This is a genomic window from Micromonospora sp. NPDC005686, assembly GCF_042871665.1.
Taxonomy (GTDB): Bacteria; Actinomycetota; Actinomycetes; order Mycobacteriales; family Micromonosporaceae; genus Micromonospora.
In genome coordinates, this window is sequence record NZ_JBIAIY010000002.1 from 567,299 (window position 1) to 585,625 (window position 18,327).

The 18,327-nt window shown below is 68.4% G+C and carries 29 protein-coding genes; all 29 read left to right on the forward strand.

Annotation, left to right across the window (positions count from 1 at the left end; all coding sequences use genetic code 11):
• Positions 1–56: 56 nt before the first annotated feature.
• The 29 genes from ACFYON_RS06545 to ACFYON_RS06685 all read left to right on the forward strand — a co-directional run bounded on the left by ACFYON_RS06545 (position 57) and on the right by ACFYON_RS06685 (position 18,324).
• Entirely contained in the window at positions 57–425 is a 369-nt protein-coding gene (locus tag ACFYON_RS06545) for a hypothetical protein (protein ID WP_354870370.1), read from the forward strand.
• 346 nt (positions 426–771) lie between these two features.
• A complete protein-coding gene (locus tag ACFYON_RS06550) occupies positions 772–1,143 on the forward strand; it encodes a hypothetical protein (RefSeq protein ID WP_354870787.1) in 372 nt (123 codons plus the stop codon).
• 501 nt (positions 1,144–1,644) lie between these two features.
• Positions 1,645–2,019 carry a 30S ribosomal protein S12 gene (gene rpsL, locus ACFYON_RS06555; protein ID WP_007465318.1) on the forward strand — a complete coding sequence of 125 codons (375 nt, stop codon included), beginning with the start codon at positions 1,645–1,647 and terminating at the stop codon, positions 2,017–2,019.
• A 1-nt stretch (position 2,020) separates the two neighbouring features.
• The gene (rpsG, locus tag ACFYON_RS06560; RefSeq protein ID WP_073828950.1) at positions 2,021–2,491 is read left to right on the forward strand and encodes a 30S ribosomal protein S7; all 471 of its coding nucleotides are present in this window, start codon (positions 2,021–2,023) and stop codon (positions 2,489–2,491) included.
• Between the two features lie 76 nt (positions 2,492–2,567).
• Positions 2,568–4,664, forward strand: coding sequence for an elongation factor G (gene fusA / locus ACFYON_RS06565; RefSeq protein WP_354870372.1), 2,097 nt, complete (start codon positions 2,568–2,570; stop codon positions 4,662–4,664).
• Positions 4,665–4,886: 222 nt separating this feature from the next.
• Positions 4,887–6,080: an elongation factor Tu gene (tuf, locus tag ACFYON_RS06570; RefSeq protein ID WP_184688631.1), complete on the forward strand. Its 1,194-nt coding sequence runs from the start codon at positions 4,887–4,889 to the stop codon at positions 6,078–6,080.
• 355 nt (positions 6,081–6,435) lie between these two features.
• Positions 6,436–6,744 (forward strand): 30S ribosomal protein S10, encoded by a 309-nt coding sequence (gene rpsJ, locus ACFYON_RS06575; protein WP_007073037.1) that lies wholly within the window; start codon positions 6,436–6,438, stop codon positions 6,742–6,744.
• Between the two features lie 11 nt (positions 6,745–6,755).
• On the forward strand, positions 6,756–7,421 hold the full coding sequence (rplC, locus tag ACFYON_RS06580; protein WP_354870375.1) for a 50S ribosomal protein L3: 666 nt from the start codon (positions 6,756–6,758) through the stop codon (positions 7,419–7,421).
• On the forward strand, positions 7,418–8,083 hold the full coding sequence (gene rplD / locus ACFYON_RS06585) for a 50S ribosomal protein L4 (protein WP_354870377.1): 666 nt from the start codon (positions 7,418–7,420) through the stop codon (positions 8,081–8,083). The genes rplC and rplD overlap by 4 nt, the downstream gene beginning before the upstream one ends.
• The gene (rplW, locus tag ACFYON_RS06590) at positions 8,080–8,382 is read left to right on the forward strand and encodes a 50S ribosomal protein L23 (RefSeq protein ID WP_013288632.1); all 303 of its coding nucleotides are present in this window, start codon (positions 8,080–8,082) and stop codon (positions 8,380–8,382) included. Before rplD ends, rplW begins: the two co-directional genes overlap by 4 nt.
• A gap of 12 nt (positions 8,383–8,394) precedes the next feature.
• Positions 8,395–9,234, forward strand: a complete 840-nt coding sequence (gene rplB, locus ACFYON_RS06595) for a 50S ribosomal protein L2 (RefSeq protein WP_088998353.1) — start codon at positions 8,395–8,397, stop codon at positions 9,232–9,234.
• Positions 9,235–9,246: 12 nt separating this feature from the next.
• Positions 9,247–9,528, forward strand: a complete 282-nt coding sequence (rpsS, locus tag ACFYON_RS06600) for a 30S ribosomal protein S19 (protein WP_007073032.1) — start codon at positions 9,247–9,249, stop codon at positions 9,526–9,528.
• A 40-nt stretch (positions 9,529–9,568) separates the two neighbouring features.
• Complete coding sequence (rplV, locus tag ACFYON_RS06605; RefSeq protein WP_018784552.1) at positions 9,569–10,018, forward strand: 50S ribosomal protein L22; 450 nt, start codon at positions 9,569–9,571, stop codon at positions 10,016–10,018.
• Positions 10,018–10,905: a 30S ribosomal protein S3 gene (gene rpsC, locus ACFYON_RS06610; protein ID WP_013473694.1), complete on the forward strand. Its 888-nt coding sequence runs from the start codon at positions 10,018–10,020 to the stop codon at positions 10,903–10,905. The genes rplV and rpsC overlap by 1 nt, the downstream gene beginning before the upstream one ends.
• Before the next feature lie 3 nt (positions 10,906–10,908).
• Positions 10,909–11,334, forward strand: coding sequence for a 50S ribosomal protein L16 (gene rplP, locus ACFYON_RS06615; protein WP_007465292.1), 426 nt, complete (start codon positions 10,909–10,911; stop codon positions 11,332–11,334).
• Complete coding sequence (rpmC, locus tag ACFYON_RS06620; protein WP_354870384.1) at positions 11,334–11,570, forward strand: 50S ribosomal protein L29; 237 nt, start codon at positions 11,334–11,336, stop codon at positions 11,568–11,570. Before rplP ends, rpmC begins: the two co-directional genes overlap by 1 nt.
• Complete coding sequence (gene rpsQ / locus ACFYON_RS06625; RefSeq protein ID WP_354870387.1) at positions 11,567–11,842, forward strand: 30S ribosomal protein S17; 276 nt, start codon at positions 11,567–11,569, stop codon at positions 11,840–11,842. Before rpmC ends, rpsQ begins: the two co-directional genes overlap by 4 nt.
• 97 nt (positions 11,843–11,939) lie before the next feature.
• Positions 11,940–12,308 (forward strand): 50S ribosomal protein L14, encoded by a 369-nt coding sequence (rplN, locus tag ACFYON_RS06630; protein ID WP_007465279.1) that lies wholly within the window; start codon positions 11,940–11,942, stop codon positions 12,306–12,308.
• Positions 12,305–12,625 (forward strand): 50S ribosomal protein L24, encoded by a 321-nt coding sequence (rplX, locus tag ACFYON_RS06635; protein ID WP_013288626.1) that lies wholly within the window; start codon positions 12,305–12,307, stop codon positions 12,623–12,625. The genes rplN and rplX overlap by 4 nt, the downstream gene beginning before the upstream one ends.
• Entirely contained in the window at positions 12,625–13,194 is a 570-nt protein-coding gene (gene rplE / locus ACFYON_RS06640) for a 50S ribosomal protein L5 (RefSeq protein ID WP_354870391.1), read from the forward strand. Before rplX ends, rplE begins: the two co-directional genes overlap by 1 nt.
• A gap of 1 nt (position 13,195) precedes the next feature.
• Complete coding sequence (locus ACFYON_RS06645; protein ID WP_007465272.1) at positions 13,196–13,381, forward strand: type Z 30S ribosomal protein S14; 186 nt, start codon at positions 13,196–13,198, stop codon at positions 13,379–13,381.
• Positions 13,382–13,479: 98 nt separating this feature from the next.
• Positions 13,480–13,887, forward strand: coding sequence for a 30S ribosomal protein S8 (gene rpsH / locus ACFYON_RS06650; RefSeq protein ID WP_067301438.1), 408 nt, complete (start codon positions 13,480–13,482; stop codon positions 13,885–13,887).
• A gap of 16 nt (positions 13,888–13,903) precedes the next feature.
• Positions 13,904–14,446 (forward strand): 50S ribosomal protein L6, encoded by a 543-nt coding sequence (gene rplF / locus ACFYON_RS06655; RefSeq protein ID WP_018784558.1) that lies wholly within the window; start codon positions 13,904–13,906, stop codon positions 14,444–14,446.
• 8 nt (positions 14,447–14,454) lie between these two features.
• Positions 14,455–14,832 carry a 50S ribosomal protein L18 gene (gene rplR / locus ACFYON_RS06660; RefSeq protein WP_354870789.1) on the forward strand — a complete coding sequence of 126 codons (378 nt, stop codon included), beginning with the start codon at positions 14,455–14,457 and terminating at the stop codon, positions 14,830–14,832.
• A gap of 33 nt (positions 14,833–14,865) precedes the next feature.
• Entirely contained in the window at positions 14,866–15,480 is a 615-nt protein-coding gene (rpsE, locus tag ACFYON_RS06665; protein WP_354870395.1) for a 30S ribosomal protein S5, read from the forward strand.
• Positions 15,480–15,662 (forward strand): 50S ribosomal protein L30, encoded by a 183-nt coding sequence (gene rpmD / locus ACFYON_RS06670; RefSeq protein WP_018784560.1) that lies wholly within the window; start codon positions 15,480–15,482, stop codon positions 15,660–15,662. Before rpsE ends, rpmD begins: the two co-directional genes overlap by 1 nt.
• Positions 15,662–16,105 carry a 50S ribosomal protein L15 gene (gene rplO, locus ACFYON_RS06675; RefSeq protein WP_018784561.1) on the forward strand — a complete coding sequence of 148 codons (444 nt, stop codon included), beginning with the start codon at positions 15,662–15,664 and terminating at the stop codon, positions 16,103–16,105. Before rpmD ends, rplO begins: the two co-directional genes overlap by 1 nt.
• Before the next feature lie 236 nt (positions 16,106–16,341).
• Complete coding sequence (gene secY, locus ACFYON_RS06680) at positions 16,342–17,670, forward strand: preprotein translocase subunit SecY (RefSeq protein WP_354870399.1); 1,329 nt, start codon at positions 16,342–16,344, stop codon at positions 17,668–17,670.
• Positions 17,671–18,324: an adenylate kinase gene (locus ACFYON_RS06685; RefSeq protein WP_354870402.1), complete on the forward strand. Its 654-nt coding sequence runs from the start codon at positions 17,671–17,673 to the stop codon at positions 18,322–18,324.
• Positions 18,325–18,327 lie beyond the last annotated feature (3 nt).

Genomic DNA, 18,327 nt, shown 5'->3' on the forward strand with positions numbered 1-18,327 from the left:
CGGGACCGGCTGCCTTCCGTCGGGACGGACGGCGGGGGCGGGGCATGATGGAGGGCATGACGACAGTGCCCGGGCCGGCGCCTGCCGTGCCGCAGGCGTACCGCCATCCGCACGACCCGGAGCCGGTCCGCTCCACCAAGGCCCGCGCCGTCTTCGCGCTCGGGCTGATCGGCGCGCTCACCGGGTTCTTCATCGGCGGCGCGGTGCCGGCCACCATCGCGCTCATGCTGGCCCGGCAGGCCCGCCGGGAGGCGTACGCCTCGGGTGGTTATCTCACCGGCGCGGACTGGCTGCGGCGCGGCGAGCAGTTGGCGCGGACCGGGCTGGTGCTCACCGCCGCCGCGGTGGTCGCCGCGGTGGTGATCGGTGTGGTCCGGCACGCGGACGCCTCGTTCGGCCACGACTTCGCGCCGACCTTCGACTGACCCGGTGGGGGAGCGGTCCGCGCCCGGCCACCCGGCTGTGATCGGCGACGGTAGCCTGGCCGGTGTCCGCCGCGCGGCGGGCGCGTGTGGACAGGAGGATCCCGTGACGGAACCGGCTGCGCCGGGAGGCGACCCGAACCGCCCCGGGCCGTACCCGCCGGGTCCCGCGTCCGCGCCCGCGCACCAACCGGCGTTCGGGGCGTACCCGGGCAGTCCGCCGGCGCCCGGCGGCGGGTGGCCGGCGCCGGGGAGCGCGCCCGGCCACGGCGGATGGGGTCCGCACGGCGGGCCGGCGCTCCCGCCACCGCCGGCCGAGGCGCCCCGGCCGCCGAAGCGGGTCGACGTGGTGCCGGGTACGCCGTTCGGCGTGGTCCACCTGGACGTTCCGCCGGTCACCTCGGGGCTGGCCATCGGGTCGCTTGTCGCCGGGATCGCCGCGATCGGGGTGTCGCTGCTGGTGTTGTGCTTCGGCCTTGCCGGCCGCGACGTCGGCGGCGCCTGGGCGGCGGGCGCGTTCACGGTGCTCGGCGGTCTGATCGGTGTCGGTGCGGTGGTGGCCGGCCTGCTCGCCCGGCGGCAGGTGCGGCGGCAGCCGCCGCCACCGGCGGTCCGGTTCACCGGCGCCGGGCTGGCCGTGGCCGGGATCTCCTGCGGCGCGGCGGGCCTGCTGTTCGGCCTGCTCGGCCTCGCGCTGGCCCTGGTGGTGCAGATCACCTGAGACTGTGTGCGGGACGCCTGCGGCCGATGACCTGCGTTGAGCGGTATGTCCGGGTCCCCGGGCGCCGGGCGGTCTCGGGGCCGCCGGGTCGCGCGGCGGACGAGCCGGTACACTCGTCACTGTAGGTGCCCATCACCGGCGCGACGGCGACCCGGAGGCCGAGCGGTGGACCGCACAGCGGTCCTTCCCCGACCCATCCGTTTTGACCGGCGCGGCTGTGGTAGGTACTCTTTCCCCTTGTGCCCGGGCGTGCCCGGGCAATGCGTGCGTGCGCTGGAACCGGTCAGCCGGTGATCGCGCGGTCGCACCACCAACACCGAAGATCCGGTACGACGCCTCAGTGGCCGACACCGGGACCGTGACTCGGGCGACACGCCCGACCGCGGGTGCTGGGGAGCCGTCAGGCAGCCCTGGTTGGAATGTAGGAGAGCCGCCCATCCGGGACGGCTAGAGCAGACGGCGCGGTCGCCTCGCAGCGGCCGAAGGGAGCGGAGAAACCCGGTGCCCACCATTCAGCAGTTGGTCCGAAAGGGCCGTCAGGCCAAGACGACCAAGACCAAGACCCCGGCGCTCAAGGGGTCTCCCCAGCGGCGCGGCGTGTGCACCCGCGTGTACACCACCACCCCGAAGAAGCCGAACTCGGCGCTGCGCAAGGTCGCTCGTGTCAAGCTCAGCAGCCAGATCGAGGTGACCGCCTACATCCCGGGCGTCGGCCACAACCTCCAGGAGCACTCGATCGTGCTCGTGCGCGGCGGTCGTGTGAAGGACCTCCCCGGCGTGCGGTACAAGATCGTGCGCGGTTCGCTGGACACCCAGGGTGTCCGCAACCGCAAGCAGGCTCGCAGCCGCTACGGCGCGAAGAAGGAGAAGAGCTGACATGCCGCGTAAGGGACCCGCTCCGCGGAAGCCGCTGGTCGCTGACCCGGTGTACAACTCGCCCCTGGTCACCCAGCTGGTGAACAAGATCCTGATGCGCGGTAAGCGTCAGCTCGCCGAGCGCATCGTGTACGCCGCCCTGGAGGGCTGCCGCGAGAAGTCCGGCACCGACCCGGTCGTCACGCTCAAGCGCGCGATGGACAACGTCAAGCCGACCCTCGAGGTGCGCAGCCGCCGTGTCGGTGGCGCCACCTACCAGGTTCCGGTCGAGGTCCGGCCGTCCCGCGCGACCACCCTCGGTCTGCGCTGGCTGGTGACCTACTCCCGGGCCCGGCGCGAGAAGACCATGGTCGAGCGGCTGATGAACGAGCTGCTGGACGCGAGCAACGGTCTGGGCGCCGCCGTCAAGCGGCGTGAGGACACGCACAAGATGGCCGAGTCCAACAAGGCCTTCGCGCACTACCGCTGGTAACACCTGAGGTTCCGGCGCCCGCCCGGCGCCGGAACCGCCACCAGTTGTGTCGAGACGACGATAAGTAGGGATTGAAGTGGCCGCCGCAGACGCGCTCGCCAACGTACGCAACATTGGCATCATGGCCCACATCGATGCCGGTAAGACCACTACCACCGAGCGAATCCTGTTCTACACCGGCATCACGTACAAGATCGGTGAGGTCCACGAGGGCGCCGCCGTCATGGACTGGATGGAGCAGGAGCAGGAGCGCGGTATCACCATCACTTCCGCCGCCACCAAGTGCGAGTGGAAGGGTCACACGATCCAGATCATCGACACGCCCGGCCACGTCGACTTCACGGTCGAGGTCGAGCGGTCGCTGCGCGTTCTGGACGGTGCGGTCGCGGTCTACGACGGCGTGGCCGGTGTGGAGCCCCAGACCGAGAACGTCTGGCGGCAGGCGGACAAGTACAACGTCCCCCGGATGTGCTTCGTCAACAAGCTCGACCGGACCGGCGCCGACTTCTTCCGCTGCGTGCAGATGATGATCGACCGGCTCAACGCCACCCCGCTGGTCCTCCAGATCCCGATCGGCGCCGAGTCCGACTTCATCGGCGTGGTCGACCTGGTCGAGATGCGGGCGCTGACCTGGCGCGGCGAGACCCAGAAGGGTGAGGACTACGCGGTCGAGGACATCCCGGCCGACCTCGCCGACTCCGCCGCCGAGTGGCGCGAGAAGCTGATGGAGACCCTCGCCGACGTCGACGACTCGGTGATGGAGAAGTACCTCGAGGGCGAGGAGATCTCCGTCGAGGAGATCAAGGCCGCCATCCGCCGGTCCACCATCGCCGGCAAGGCCAACCCGGTCCTCACCGGCACCGCCTTCAAGAACAAGGGCATCCAGCCGATGCTGGACGCGGTCGTCGCGTACCTGCCCTCGCCGCTGGACATCCCGGCGATCGAGGGTACGGCCACCGACGGCGAGACCCCGCTGCAGCGGCAGCCCTCGGTCTCCGAGCCGTTCTCCGGCCTGGCCTTCAAGATCCAGACCGACAAGCACCTCGGCAAGCTGACGTACGTCCGGATCTACTCCGGCACGCTCGAGTCCGGTTCTCAGGTGATCAACTCCACCAAGGACCGCAAGGAGCGGATCGGCAAGATCTACCAGATGCACGCCAACAAGCGTGAGGAGCGCGGCACCGCGCACGCCGGCGACATCATCGCGGTGCAGGGTCTGAAGCAGACCACCACCGGTGACACCCTGAGCGACCCGGCGAACCCGGTCATCCTGGAGTCGATGACCTTCCCGGAGCCGGTCATCGAGGTGGCCATCGAGCCGAAGACCAAGGCCGACCAGGAGAAGCTCAGCACCGCCATCCAGCGGCTGGCCGAGGAGGACCCGACCTTCCGCGTCAAGCTGGACGACCAGACCGGTCAGACGGTCATCTCCGGCATGGGCGAGCTGCACCTGGACATCCTGGTCGACCGGATGCGCCGCGAGTTCAACGTCGAGGCGAACATCGGCAAGCCGCAGGTGGCGTACCGCGAGACCATCCGCCGCAAGGTGGAGAAGATCGAGTACACCCACAAGAAGCAGACCGGTGGTTCCGGCCAGTACGCCCGCGTGATCATCAGCGTGGAGCCGCTGCCGCTCGGCAACGACGCCCCGACCTACGAGTTCGCCAACGCGGTGACCGGTGGCCGCATCCCCCGGGAGTTCATCCCCTCGGTGGACGCGGGCGCGCAGGACGCCATGCAGTACGGCATCCTCGCCGGCTTCCCCCTGGTGGGCGTCAAGCTCACCCTGGTGGACGGCCAGTACCACGAGGTCGACTCGTCGGAGATGGCGTTCAAGATCGCCGGCTCGATGGCGATGAAGGAGGCGGCCCGCAAGGCCGACCCCGCTCTCCTCGAGCCGATGATGGCCGTTGAGGTCACCACTCCTGAGGAGAACATGGGTGACGTCATCGGCGACCTCAACTCCCGGCGTGGCATCATCCAGGCGATGGAGGAGCGCAGCGGCGCTCGCGTCGTCCGGGCCCTGGTGCCGCTGTCGGAGATGTTCGGCTACGTCGGCGACCTGCGGTCGAAGACCCAGGGCCGGGCTAGCTACAGCATGCAGTTCGACTCCTACGCCGAGGTTCCGAACTCGGTGGCCAAGGAGATCATCGCCAAGGCGACGGGTGAGTGACGCTCACCCTCGGCTGATCCGATGACGCGAGGGCGGTCGCGGGAGGGTTCTCCCGCCCGCGGCCACCTCGATCGGGTTGCGTGAGACCGGGCCTGTAGGCTTCATCGCCGCAGAACCCACAAAAGCTCTCCGGCCTTCCGGCCGGAAAGGCTGTCGACAGAGTCCTAAGCGCCGAACCGCGCGCCGGGGCGAACGAACCAAGAAAGTCCACAGGAGGACCCAGTGGCGAAGGCGAAGTTCGAGCGGACTAAGCCGCACGTCAACATCGGCACCATTGGTCACATCGACCACGGTAAGACGACGCTGACGGCGGCCATCACCAAGGTCCTGCACGACCAGTATCCGGACCTGAACCCGTACACGCCGTTCGACGAGATCGACAAGGCGCCGGAGGAGAAGGCCCGCGGCATCACGATCTCCATCGCGCACGTCGAATACCAGACCGAGGCGCGTCACTACGCGCACGTCGACTGCCCCGGTCACGCCGACTACATCAAGAACATGATCACCGGTGCCGCGCAGATGGATGGCGCGATCCTGGTGGTGGCGGCGACCGACGGCCCGATGCCGCAGACCCGCGAGCACGTGCTGCTGGCCCGTCAGGTCGGTGTGCCGTACATCGTCGTGGCGCTCAACAAGAGCGACATGGTCGACGACGAGGAGCTCCTGGAGCTCGTCGAGCTCGAGGTGCGCGAGCTGCTCTCCTCGCAGGAGTACCCGGGTGACGACCTGCCGGTCGTCCAGGTCTCCGCGCTGAAGGCGCTCGAGGGCGACCCGGTGTGGACCGAGAAGCTGCTCGAGCTGATGAGCGCGGTCGACACCGCGATCCCGCAGCCCGAGCGCGAGACCGAGAAGCCGTTCCTCATGCCCGTCGAGGACGTGTTCACGATCACCGGTCGTGGTACCGTCGTCACCGGTCGTGTCGAGCGTGGCGTGCTGCTCCCGAACGAGGACGTCGAGGTCGTCGGCATCCGCGAGAAGGGCTTCAAGACCAAGGTCACCGCGATCGAGATGTTCCGGAAGACCCTGGACGACGCCCGCGCAGGCGAGAACGTCGGCCTGCTGCTGCGTGGCACCAAGCGCGAGGACGTCGAGCGCGGCATGGTGGTCATCAAGCCGGGCACCACGACCCCGCACACGGAGTTCGAGGCGACGGTCTACATCCTCTCCAAGGAGGAGGGCGGCCGGCACACCCCGTTCTTCCAGAACTACCGCCCGCAGTTCTACTTCCGGACCACGGACGTCACCGGCGTCGTCACGCTGCCCGAGGGCACCGAGATGGTCATGCCGGGCGACAACACCTCGATGTCGGTGAAGCTGATCCAGCCCATCGCCATGGAGGAGAACCTGAAGTTCGCGATTCGCGAGGGTGGTCGTACGGTCGGCGCGGGTCGCGTCACCAAGATCATGAAGTGAGCTGGGTAACCCCGATTAGCGTCGCCGCCGGTCGTGCGGCATACTAGTCAGGTTGCGTAACGACAGTCGGTCACCTGCGTCCGGTTGACGCTGGACCTCCGGGAGTCAGGCTGTCTCGCGTGGGGTGGTTGATCGCCATCGGCGGTCAACCACCCTCGCGCGGCGTCCAGGTCGCGGTTCCCGCGATCGGCGCCATGACCCACCGCGTGGTCAGAGAATCGCTCCGGAGGCCCGGGGCGGAGCCTGGCCCACGGGCGCGACACGCCCGACCGCGGGGGTCGGCGGAAGTGGGCCTGTGCCAGCCGGTACAGGCGCCCGCAACACAGCGGCATCGAGAGAAGGAACAGAAGCCACCATGGCGGGACAGAAGATCCGCATCCGGCTCAAGGCCTATGACCACGAGGTCGTCGACTCCTCGGCTCGGAAGATCGTCGAGACGGTGACGCGTACCGGGGCGCAGGTCGCTGGCCCGGTGCCGCTGCCCACGGAGATCAACCGTTTCTGCGTCATCCGCTCGCCGCACAAGTACAAGGACTCGCGCGAGCACTTCGAGATGCGTACGCACAAGCGTCTGATCGACATCATCGACCCGACCCCGAAGACGGTCGACTCGCTCATGCGCCTCGACCTGCCGGCTGGCGTCGACATCGAGATCAAGCTGTAGGGACCGGACAAATGGACAGGCAAGTCAAGGGGATCCTGGGCGCCAAGCTCGGCATGACCCAGGTCTGGGACAACAACAAGGTTGTGCCCGTGACCGTGGTTCAGGCCGGCCCGTGCGTCGTGAGCCAGGTTCGTAGCGCCGACAAGGACGGCTACTCCGCGGTCCAGCTGGCGTACGGGGTCATCGACCCGCGCAAGGTCAAGAAGCCGGTCGCCGGGCACTACGCCAAGGCGGACGTCGCACCGCGCCGGCACATCGTCGAGCTGCGCACCTCCGACGCCGCGGACTACGCGCCGGGCCAGGAGGTCACGGTCGAGGAGTTCCCGGCCGGCGCCGTGATCGACGTGACCGGCAAGACCAAGGGCAAGGGCTACGCCGGCCCGATGAAGCGGCACGGCTTCCACGGTCTGCGCGCCAGCCACGGTGTCGAGCGCAAGCACCGCTCGCCCGGCTCGATCGGCGCCTGCGCGACCCCGGGTCGCGTCTTCAAGGGCACCCGGATGGCGGGCCGGATGGGTGGCGTGCGCTACACCGTCCAGAACCTGACCGTCCAGGCGGTCGACACCGAGAACAACCTCCTGCTCGTCCGCGGCGCCATCCCCGGCCCGAAGGGCGCGCTGGTCCTGGTCCGCACCGCGGCCAAGGCGAGGGTGAAGAAGGGCGGTGTGGCCAAGTGACCACCGTTGACGTCATCAACGTCGAAGGCGCCAAGAGCGGCTCCGTCGAGCTGCCGGCCGACATCTTCGACGCGCAGGCCAACATCGCCCTGATGCACCAGGTCGTGGTGGCCCAGCTTGCGGCGGCCCGCCAGGGTACGCACAAGACGAAGACCCGCGGCGAGGTCTCCGGTGGAGGCAGGAAGCCGTACAAGCAGAAGGGCACCGGTCGTGCCCGCCAGGGCTCGACCCGCGCTCCGCAGTTCGCCGGCGGTGGCGTGGTCCACGGCCCGGTGCCGCGCGACTACAGCCAGCGCACCCCGAAGAAGATGAAGGCCGCCGCCCTGCGTGGCGCCCTCTCCGACCGGGCCCGCGCCGGCCAGGTGCACGTCGTCGAGGCGTTCGTCTCGGGTGAGAAGCCGTCCACCAAGGCGGCCCTGACCACGCTGACCAAGCTGACCGAGGCCCGTCGGGTCCTGGTCGTGCTGAGCAGCACCGACGAGCTGAACTGGGTGTCGCTGCGGAACCTGCGCAACGCGCGGGACAGCCGGGTGCACCTGATCGAGGCCGGCCAGCTCAACACCTACGACGTGCTGGTGGCCGACGACGTGGTCTTCACCAAGGAGGCCCTGGACGAGTTCCTGGGCGTGCCGGCCGAGACCACCGAGGAGGATGGCAAGTGAGCACGATCGCCGATCCGCGTGACGTCATCGTCGCGCCGGTCGTCTCGGAGAAGAGCTACAGCGAGCTGAACCGGAACTGGTACACCTTCCTGGTGCACCCGGACGCCAACAAGACCGAGATCAAGATCGCTATCCAGCAGATCTTCAACGTCCGCGTCCTGACGGTCAACACGCTCAACCGCGAGGGCAAGCGCAAGCGGACCCGTACCGGGTTCGGCAAGCGCAAGGACACCAAGCGCGCGATGGTGAAGCTGGCTGACGGTGACCGTATCGAGGCCTTCGGCGGCCCGGTCAGCTGAGGGGTGTAGACAATGGCTATCCGTAAGTACAAGCCGACGACGCCGGGCCGGCGTGGCTCGAGCGTTGCCGACTTCGCCGAGATCACCCGGTCCACGCCGGAGAAGTCGCTGCTGGCTCCGCTGCCGAAGAAGGGCGGACGCAACGCTCACGGCCGGATCACCACGCGGCACCACGGTGGCGGCCACAAGCGCCAGTACCGTCTGATCGACTTCAAGCGGGTCGACAAGGACGGCGTGCCGGCGAAGGTCGCTCACATCGAGTACGACCCGAACCGCACCGCGCGCATCGCGCTGCTGCACTACGCCGACGGCGAGAAGCGCTACATCATCGCGCCGAAGGACCTGAAGCAGGGCGACCGCGTCGAGTCCGGTCCGGGCGCCGACATCAAGCCGGGTAACAACCTGCCGCTGCGCAACATCCCGGTCGGTACCACCATCCACAACGTGGAGCTGCGTCCGGGGGGCGGCGCCAAGCTGGCCCGCTCGGCCGGCGTCGGCATCCAGCTGCTCGGCCGTGAGGGCGTGTACGCGACCCTGCGTATGCCGTCCGGTGAGATCCGGCGTGTGGACGTGCGCTGCCGCGCCAGCATCGGCGAGATCGGCAACGCCGACCAGTCGAACATCAACTGGGGTAAGGCCGGCCGTATGCGGTGGAAGGGCAAGCGCCCGACCGTCCGTGGTGTCGCCATGAACCCGGTCGACCACCCGCACGGTGGTGGTGAGGGTAAGACCTCCGGTGGTCGCCACCCGGTCAACCCGCAGGGTAAGCCCGAGGGCCGCACCCGTCGTAAGGGCCAGCCGAGCGACCGGCTGATCGTCCGCCGCCGCTACGCCACGCGTAAGCGCGGCTGAGGGAGATAAGACATGCCTCGCAGCCTGAAGAAGGGCCCGTTCGTCGACGACCACCTGCTCAAGAAGGTGGAGACGCAGAACGACAAGGGCTCGAAGAACGTCATCAAGACCTGGTCGCGGCGCTCGACGATCATCCCGGAGATGCTGGGTCACACGATCGCCGTGCACGACGGACGCAAGCACGTCCCGGTCTTCGTGACCGAGGCCATGGTCGGGCACAAGCTCGGCGAGTTCGCGCTGACCCGCACGTTCAAGGGTCACGAGAAGGACGACCGGAAGAGCCGCCGGCGCTGACGCCGCGGGCATACGGATAGAGGAACAAGGGGTTACAGCGATGCCAGGAAAGGGCGACGCTCCGGTGCTTCCGGGCGCGCGGGCGGTTGCGCGGCACGTGCGCATCTCGCCGATGAAGGCGCGCCGGGTGGTCAACCTCGTCCGCGGCCTGCCCGCGAAGGAGGCTCTCACGGTGCTGCAGTTCGCGCCGCAGGCTGCGAGCGAGCAGGTGTACAAGGTGCTCGCTAGCGCGATCGCCAACGCGGAGAACAACGAGCGGCTGGACCCCGACGCGCTGCTCGTCAGCGAGGCGTTCGTCGACGAGGGCCCGACCATGAAGCGGTTCCGGCCGCGGGCGCAGGGCCGGGCGTACCGGATCCGCAAGCGCACGTGCCACATCACCGTGGCGGTCGAGGCGGTCGCGCCGGCCGCGCCGAAGAAGTCGGCGAAGAAGGCCGCTCCGGCCAAGCCGGCCGCTGAGGAGCAGAGCACGACGGAGGGTGCCGAGTAATGGGTCAGAAGGTTCACCCGACCGGGTTCCGGCTCGGCATCTCGACCGACTGGAAGTCCCGCTGGTTCGCGGACAAGCTCTACAAGGACTACATCGGCGAGGACGTCAAGATCCGCCGGATGATGTCCAAGGGCCTTGAGCGTGCCGGCATCTCCAAGGTCGACATCGAGCGCACCCGCGACCGGGTCCGCGTCGACATCCACACCGCCCGGCCGGGCATCGTCATCGGCCGTAAGGGTGCGGAGGCCGACCGGATCCGCGGCGAGCTGGAGAAGCTCACCGGCAAGCAGGTCCAGCTGAACATCATCGAGGTCAAGAACCCCGAGTCGGACGCGCAGCTCGTCGCCCAGGGCGTCGCCGAGCAGCTCTCCAGCCGGGTCAGCTTCCGCCGTGCCATGCGCAAGGCGATGCAGTCCGCGATGAAGAACCCCGCCTGCAAGGGCATCCGGGTTCAGGTCTCGGGCCGTCTCGGCGGCGCCGAGATGAGCCGGACCGAGTTCTACCGCGAGGGCCGGGTTCCGCTGCACACGCTGCGGGCCAACATCGAGTACGGCTTCTTCGAGGCCCGTACCACCTTCGGCCGGATCGGCGTGAAGGTCTGGATCTACAAGGGCGACGCCGTCCCGGGCCGCGAGGCCCCGGCCGAGGCCGCCCCGTCGCGCGGCCCGCGCCGCGACCGTGGCGACCGGCCGGACCGGCCGCGCCGTGGCCGCTCGGGCTCGTCCGGTACGACCGCCGGTGGCACCGAGGCCGGCCGGGCTGCCGCGACCACCATCGCGCAGCAGGCGGAGACGCCGGCCGGTGAGCCGGTCGACAGCAGCGCTGTCGCCGCGGCCGCCTCGGCTCCGGTCGGTAACCAGCCGGCAGAAACGCAGCAGGAGGGCTGACAGATGCTGATGCCGCGCAAGCCCCCGAAGGGCTTCCGCAAGCCGCACCACCCGGACCGCAGTGGCGCGTCCAAGGGTGGTAACCGGGTGGTGTTCGGCGAGTTCGGGATCCAGGCTCTCGAGCCGGCGTACGTGACCAACCGCCAGATCGAGTCGGCGCGTATCGCGATGACCCGCCACATCAAGCGTGGCGGCAAGGTCTGGATCACGATCTTCCCGGACCAGGCCCTCACCAAGAAGCCGGCCGAGACCCGGATGGGTTCCGGTAAGGGTTCGCCCGAGTGGTGGGTCGCCAACGTCAAGCCGGGGCGGGTCCTCTTCGAGATGTCCTTCCCCAACGAGCAGATCGCGCGAGAGGCGATGCGTCGCGCGATCCACAAGCTCCCGATGAAGTGCCGCATTGTTACGCGCGAAGTGGGTGAATCCTGATGGCAGCTGGCGTCAAGCCCTCCGAGCTGCGTGAGCTCTCCGAGGAGGAGCTGGTCACGAAGTTGCGCGAGGCGAAGGCGGAGCTGTTCAACCTCCGCGTGCAGGGCGCGACCGGGCAGCTGGACAACAACCGGCGGCTGCAGGTCATCCGTCGGGAGATCGCCCGGATCTACACGATCATGCGTGAGCGCGAGCTGGGTCTCTCGGCCGCGCCGACTGAGGTGACTGCATCATGAGTGAGAACACCACCGCCCCCGCGCGGTCCCGCCGCAAGGTCCGCGAGGGCCTCGTGGTCAGCGACAAGATGGACAAGACCATCGTGGTCGAGGTCGAGGACCGGGTCAAGCACGCGCTGTACGGCAAGATCATGCGCCGTACGCGCAAGCTGAAGGTGCACGACGAGCAGAACTCGGCCGGCCTCGGCGACCGGGTCCTGATCATGGAGACCCGGCCGCTGTCCGCCACCAAGCGCTGGCGGCTCGTGGAGATCCTCGAGAAGGCCAAGTAGCGAAGGCTCGAGCTCGGCCGGTCTCGGTCGGGCGCAGGTTCCGCCAGGCTCCGGCCGCCCCGAGCGGCCGGAGAACCGGCAGACATAGGAGATAGACGTGATTCAGCAGGAGTCGCGACTGCGCGTCGCCGACAACACGGGTGCCCGGGAGATCCTGTGCATCCGGGTGCTCGGCGGCTCCGGTCGGCGCTACGCGAGCATCGGCGACGTCATCGTGGCCACCGTCAAGGACGCGATCCCCGGTGCCGGTGTGAAGAAGGGCGACGTCGTCAAGGCCGTCGTCGTTCGGACCGCCAAGGAGAGGCGGCGGCCGGACGGGTCGTACATCCGCTTCGACGAGAACGCCGCCGTCATCATCAAGGACGGTGGGGACCCGCGCGGTACCCGTATCTTCGGCCCGGTGGGCCGGGAGCTGCGGGACAAGCGGTTCATGAAGATCATCTCTCTCGCGCCGGAGGTGTTGTGACCGTGAAGGTCAAGAAGGGCGACACGGTCGTCGTCATCGCCGGCAAGGACAAGGGTGCCAAGGGTAAGGTCATCGCGGCCTACCCGCGGCAGGACAAGGTCCTGGTCGAGGGCGTGAACCGGGTCAAGAAGCACACCCGCATCAGCACCACCCAGCGTGGCGCCAAGACCGGTGGCATCGTCACCCAGGAGGCCCCGATCCACGTCTCGAACGTGATGGTCCTGGACTCCGACGGCAAGCCGACCCGCGTCGGCTACCGGATCGACGACAACGGCCAGAAGGTCCGCATCGCGCGTAGCACCGGTAAGGACCTCTGATGACCACGGCTACCGAAACCAAGACCCTGCCGCGCCTCAAGGAGCGGTACCGCAACGAGATCGTGGGCGAGCTGCAGAAGCAGTTCGAGTTCGCCAACCCGATGCAGGTGCCGCGGCTGGTCAAGATCGTCGTCAACATGGGTGTCGGCGAGGCCGCTCGCGACGCCAAGCTGATCGACGGGGCCGTCCGCGACCTGGCCACCATCACCGGCCAGAAGCCGCAGGTCCGGCGGGCCACCAAGTCCATCGCGCAGTTCAAGCTCCGCGAGGGCATGCCGATCGGCGCGAAGGTCACCCTGCGCGGCGACCGGATGTGGGAGTTCCTGGACCGGCTGCTCTCGATCGCGCTGCCGCGTATCCGTGACTTCCGCGGCCTGGACGGGCGCAAGCTCGACGGGCACGGCAACTACACGTTCGGTCTGACCGAGCAGTCGGTGTTCCACGAGATCGATCAGGACAAGATCGATCGCCAGCGGGGCATGGACATCACGGTGGTCACGACCGCCACGACCGACGACGAGGGCCGGGCGCTGCTCAAGTTCCTGGGCTTCCCGTTCAAGGAGAACTGAGATGGCCAAGAAGGCGCTGATCATCAAGGCGGCCGCGAAGCCGAAGTTCTCGGTTCGCGCGTACACCCGCTGCCAGCGGTGCGGGCGTCCGAAGGCGGTCTACCGCAAGTTCGGTCTCTGCCGGGTGTGCATCCGGGAGATGGCCCACCGCGGTGAGCTGCCCGGCGTGTCCAAGGCTTCCTGGTAATAGCCCGGCGCGCTCCGGCGCGTCAGCTGAACTGTCTCTTCGCCGTAGGCCCCGGGCCTGGCCCGGGGAACCCCGGCGAGAAAGGTTGACGAGTTTTCATGACGATGACCGACCCGATCGCAGACATGCTCACGCGTCTGCGTAACGCCAACCAGGCGTACCACGACCGGGTGACGATGCCCTACTCGAAGATCAAGGCGAACATCGCCGAGGTCCTCAAGGCCGAGGGTTACATCGCCACCTGGTTGGTCGAGGAGCCCGAGGAGGGCGCCGTCGGCAAGCGACTGGTCGTCGAGCTGAAGTACGGCCAGAACCGCGAGCGGAGCCTGGCCGGCATCAAGCGCGTGTCCAAGCCCGGTCTCCGGGTGTACGCCAAGTCGGACGGGCTCCCGCGGGTGCTCGGTGGGCTGGGCGTGGCGATCATTTCGACGTCCCAGGGGCTGCTCACCGACCGGCAGGCCCGCAAGCGGAGCGTTGGCGGGGAAGTCCTCGCCTTCGTCTGGTAACGGGAGACAGGTAGAAATGTCGCGTATTGGACGTAAGTCGATCCCGGTGCCTGCCGGCGTCGACATCACGATCGACGGCCGGACCGTCAAGGTCAAGGGCCCCAAGGGCGAGCTGAGCCACGTGCTGGCCGAGCCGATCACGGCGGAGCGGGGCGAGGACGGCGAACTGCACGTCAACCGGCCCAACGACGAGCGCAAGGCCAAGGAGCTGCACGGCCTGAGCCGTACGCTGGTGGCCAACATGATCGTCGGGGTGACCGAGGGCTACCGCAAGAGCCTGGAGATCGCCGGCACCGGTTACCGCGTGACCGCCAAGGGCAAGGACCTGGAGTTCGCGCTCGGGTTCTCGCACCCGGTCCTCGTGCCGGCACCGGACGGCATCACCTTCACTGTCGAGAAGCCGACGCTGTTCCACGTGGCCGGCATCGACAAGCAGCAGGTCGGCGAGGTCGCCGCCAACATCCGGAAGATCCGTCCGCCGGAGCCCTACAAGGGCAAGGGCGTGAAGTACCAGGGCGAGGTCATCCGCCGCAAGGCTGGAAAGGCAGGTAAGAAGTGAGCGCCACGCTGCTCAAGCGCCGCCGCGGCGTCGCCGCCAAGCGTGCCGTCGGGCGTGCGCGTCGGCACTTCCGGGTCCGCAAGAACGTCAGCGGCACCGCCGAGCGCCCTCGCCTGGTCGTCACCCGCTCCCTGCGGCACATGGTGGCCCAGGTCGTGGACGACGCCAAGGGTCACACCCTGGCGTCGGCCTCGACCATGGACGCCTCGCTGCGTGGCGCCGAGGGCGACAAGAGCGCCCTGGCCGGCAAGGTCGGCGCCCTGCTTGCCGAGCGTGCCAAGGCCGCCGGCGTCTCGAAGGTCGTCTTCGACCGTGGTGGCAACCGGTACGCGGGGCGTGTCGCCGCGCTTGCCGACGCCGCCCGCGAAGCCGGGCTCGAGTTCTAGAAACCCCGTCACGAGAGAGAAGGAAGGCTGCTGATGCCAGGTCAACAGCGCCGTGGCGGCGGGTCCGGTGGCAACGAGGGTGGTCGCCGCGACAACCGCCGTGAGGGCGGCCGCGGAAACGCGCCCGTCGAGAAGACCCCGCACCTCGAGCGGGTCGTCGCGATCAACCGCGTCGCCAAGGTCGTGAAGGGTGGTCGTCGCTTCAGCTTCACCGCCCTCGTGATCGTGGGCGACGGCGACGGCACCGTCGGTGTGGGCTACGGAAAGGCCAAGGAGGTGCCCGCGGCGATCGCCAAGGGCGTCGAGGAGGCCAAGAAGCACTTCTTCAAGGTGCCGCGCATCGGCCAGTCGATCCCGCACCCGATCACGGGTGAGGCCGCGGCCGGTGTGGTGCTGCTCAAGCCGGCCTCCGCCGGTACGGGTGTCATCGCCGGTGGTCCGGTGCGTGCCGTGCTGGAGTGCGCGGGTATCCACGACGTGCTCTCCAAGAGCCTCGGCTCGTCCAACCCGATCAACATCGTGCACGCCACTGTGGCGGCTCTGAAGGGGCTCGAGTCCCCGGAGCAGGTCGCGGCTCGTCGTGGTCTGCCGGTCGAGGACGTCGCGCCGGCCGCCATGCTGGCGTCGCGGGCGGGGGTGGCGTCCTGATGGCACGCCTGAAGGTCACCCAGGTCCGGTCCGAGATCGGGACCAAGCGCAACCAGCGTGAGTCGCTGCGTTCGCTCGGTCTCAAGCGGATCAACGACGTGGTGGTCAAGGAGGACCGGCCGGAGATCCGTGGCATGATCTTCACGGTCAACCACCTCGTGAAGGTCGAGGAGGTCGAGTAATGACGATCAAGGTGCACCACCTGCGTCCGGCTCCCGGCGCCAAGACCGACAAGACCCGTGTGGGTCGCGGTGAGGGCTCGAAGGGCAAGACGGCCGGCCGCGGTACCAAGGGTTCCAAGGCCCGGAAGAACATCTCGCCGGCGTTCGAGGGTGGGCAGATGCCCATCCACATGCGCCTGCCGAAGATGAAGGGCTTCAAGAACAAGTTCAAGGTCGTGTTCCAGGTGGTCAACCTGGACCGGCTGGCCGAGCTGTTCCCGAACGGCGGCCAGGTCGGCCCGGTCGAGCTGGTCGAGGCCGGCGCGGTCCGCAAGGGTCACCCGGTCAAGGTGCTCGGCACCGGCGACCTCGGTGGCGTGTCTCTCCAGGTTTCGGCGCACGCGTTCAGCGCGTCGGCCAAGGAGAAGATCACCGCCGCCGGTGGCTCGGTCACGGAGCTGTAAGGCGATGTCCACGGCGCCCGCTCAGTTGTTCGCAACTGGGCGGGCGCCATGGTCTACCGGCGACGTGTGCGCCGGGTAACATCGGATTCGGTTTATGTAGCCGGGCGCATCTGCCCGGACCGGGGCCGGGCTGTTAGAGTCCGTTCCCAGCCATGGATACCGGACACTCCGTCCGGCACCACCCCGCCCCGCCAGGGATTCGTCACCGGCGGCCCGCGTCGCGCAGGAGGAAGAAGTTGCTGTCCGCCTTTCTCAGTGCGTTCCGTACGCCTGACCTGCGCAAGAAGCTGCTGTTCACAGTAGGCATCATCGCGGTCTACCGGCTGGGCGCCACGCTGCCCAGCCCGGGCGTCTCGTACGGAAACGTGCAGAAGTGCCTCGACACGATCCAGGGCGGCAGCACTGGCGTGCTGAACCTGCTGGATCTCTTCTCCGGCGGCGCGCTGCTGCAGCTCTCGGTCTTCGCGCTGGGCATCATGCCCTACATCACCGCGTCGATCATCCTGCAGCTGCTGACGGTGGTGATCCCGCGCCTGGAGCAGCTCCGCAAGGAGGGCCAGGCCGGGCAGGCCAAGATCACGCAGTACACCCGCTACCTGACGCTGGGCCTGGGCATCCTCCAGTCCTCGGCGTTCGTGGCGCTGGCCCGCTCCGGGCAGCTGTTCAACAACCAGTGCGACCAGTTCCCGATCGTGCCCAAGGGCACCGGCATCCCGGACTGGCTGACGCTGACCATCCTGGTCATGACCATGACCGCCGGCACCGGCGTGGTGATGTGGCTGGGTGAGCTGATCACCGACCGGGGCGTCGGCAACGGCATGTCCGTGCTGATCTTCACCTCGATCGCGGCCCGGCTCCCCAGCGAGGGCTGGAAGATCAAGACCACAAAGGGCTGGGGGATGTTCTTCCTCGTCATCGCCCTGGTCCTGCTGGTCATCACCGCTGTCACCTTCATCGAGCAGGCACAGCGCCGGATCCCGGTGCAGTACGCCAAGCGCATGATCGGCCGGCGGATGTACGGCGGCACGTCCACCTACATCCCGCTCAAGGTGAACCAGGCCGGCGTCATCCCGGTCATCTTCGCCTCGTCGCTGCTCTACCTGCCTCAGCTCGCGCTGCAGTTCTTCGATCAGAACGACCCGGGCAAGGTCCAGGCGTGGATCCAGAACCACATCGTGAAGGCGAGCGCGCCGGAGCACATCGCGATCTACTTCCTGCTGATCATCTTCTTCACGTACTTCTACGTGTCGATCACGTTCAACCCGACCGAGGTCGCGGACAACATGAAGAAGTACGGCGGCTTCGTGCCGGGCATCCGCCCCGGCAAGCCGACCGCCGAGTACCTCGACTTCATCCTCAGCCGGATCACCCTGCCGGGTGCGCTCTACCTGGGTATCGTCGCGATCCTGCCGAACTTCTTCTTCATCTGGCTCGACAACCAGCAGTTCCAGAACTTCCCGTTCGGCGGCACCGCTGTGCTCATCATGGTCGGCGTCGGTCTGGAGACCGTGAAGCAGATCGAGAGCCAACTCATGCAGCGGAACTACGAAGGGTTCCTGCGGTAGATGCGACTCGTTCTGGTTGGCCCGCCGGGCGCGGGCAAGGGCACACAGGCGGAGTTCGTCGCCGCGCACCTCTCGGTGCCGAAGATCTCGACTGGTGACATCTTCCGGGCGAACGTCTCCCAGGGCACGCCGCTGGGCGTCGAGGCCAAGCGCTACATGGACGCCGGCAAGCTGGTCCCCGACGAGGTCACCATCAACATGGTGCGGGACCGGCTCGCCGAGCCGGACGCGAGCGAGGGCTTCCTGCTCGACGGCTTCCCACGGACCACGCCGCAGGCCGCCGCGCTGGACAAGCTCCTCGCGGACCTCGGCACCGCACTGGATCTGGTGCTGGAGCTCGTCGTCGACGACGACGAGGTGATCCGGCGGCTGTCCGGCCGGCGTACCTGCCGCGGCTGCGGCAAGATCTGGCACGTCGAGTTCGACGCGACCAGCCGGGAGGACATCTGCGACCGCTGCGGCGCGGAGCTGTTCCAGCGGGACGACGACAAGCCGGAGACCATCGCGGCCCGGCTGCGGGAGTACGCCGAGAAGACCGCGCCGCTGGTCGACTACTACGGCGCTCAGGGCAGGCTGGTCGGCATCGACGCGACCGGCCCGGTGGAGGACGTCACCGTCCGCGCCATCGACGCACTGCGCTCGTACGGCGGCTGAGGT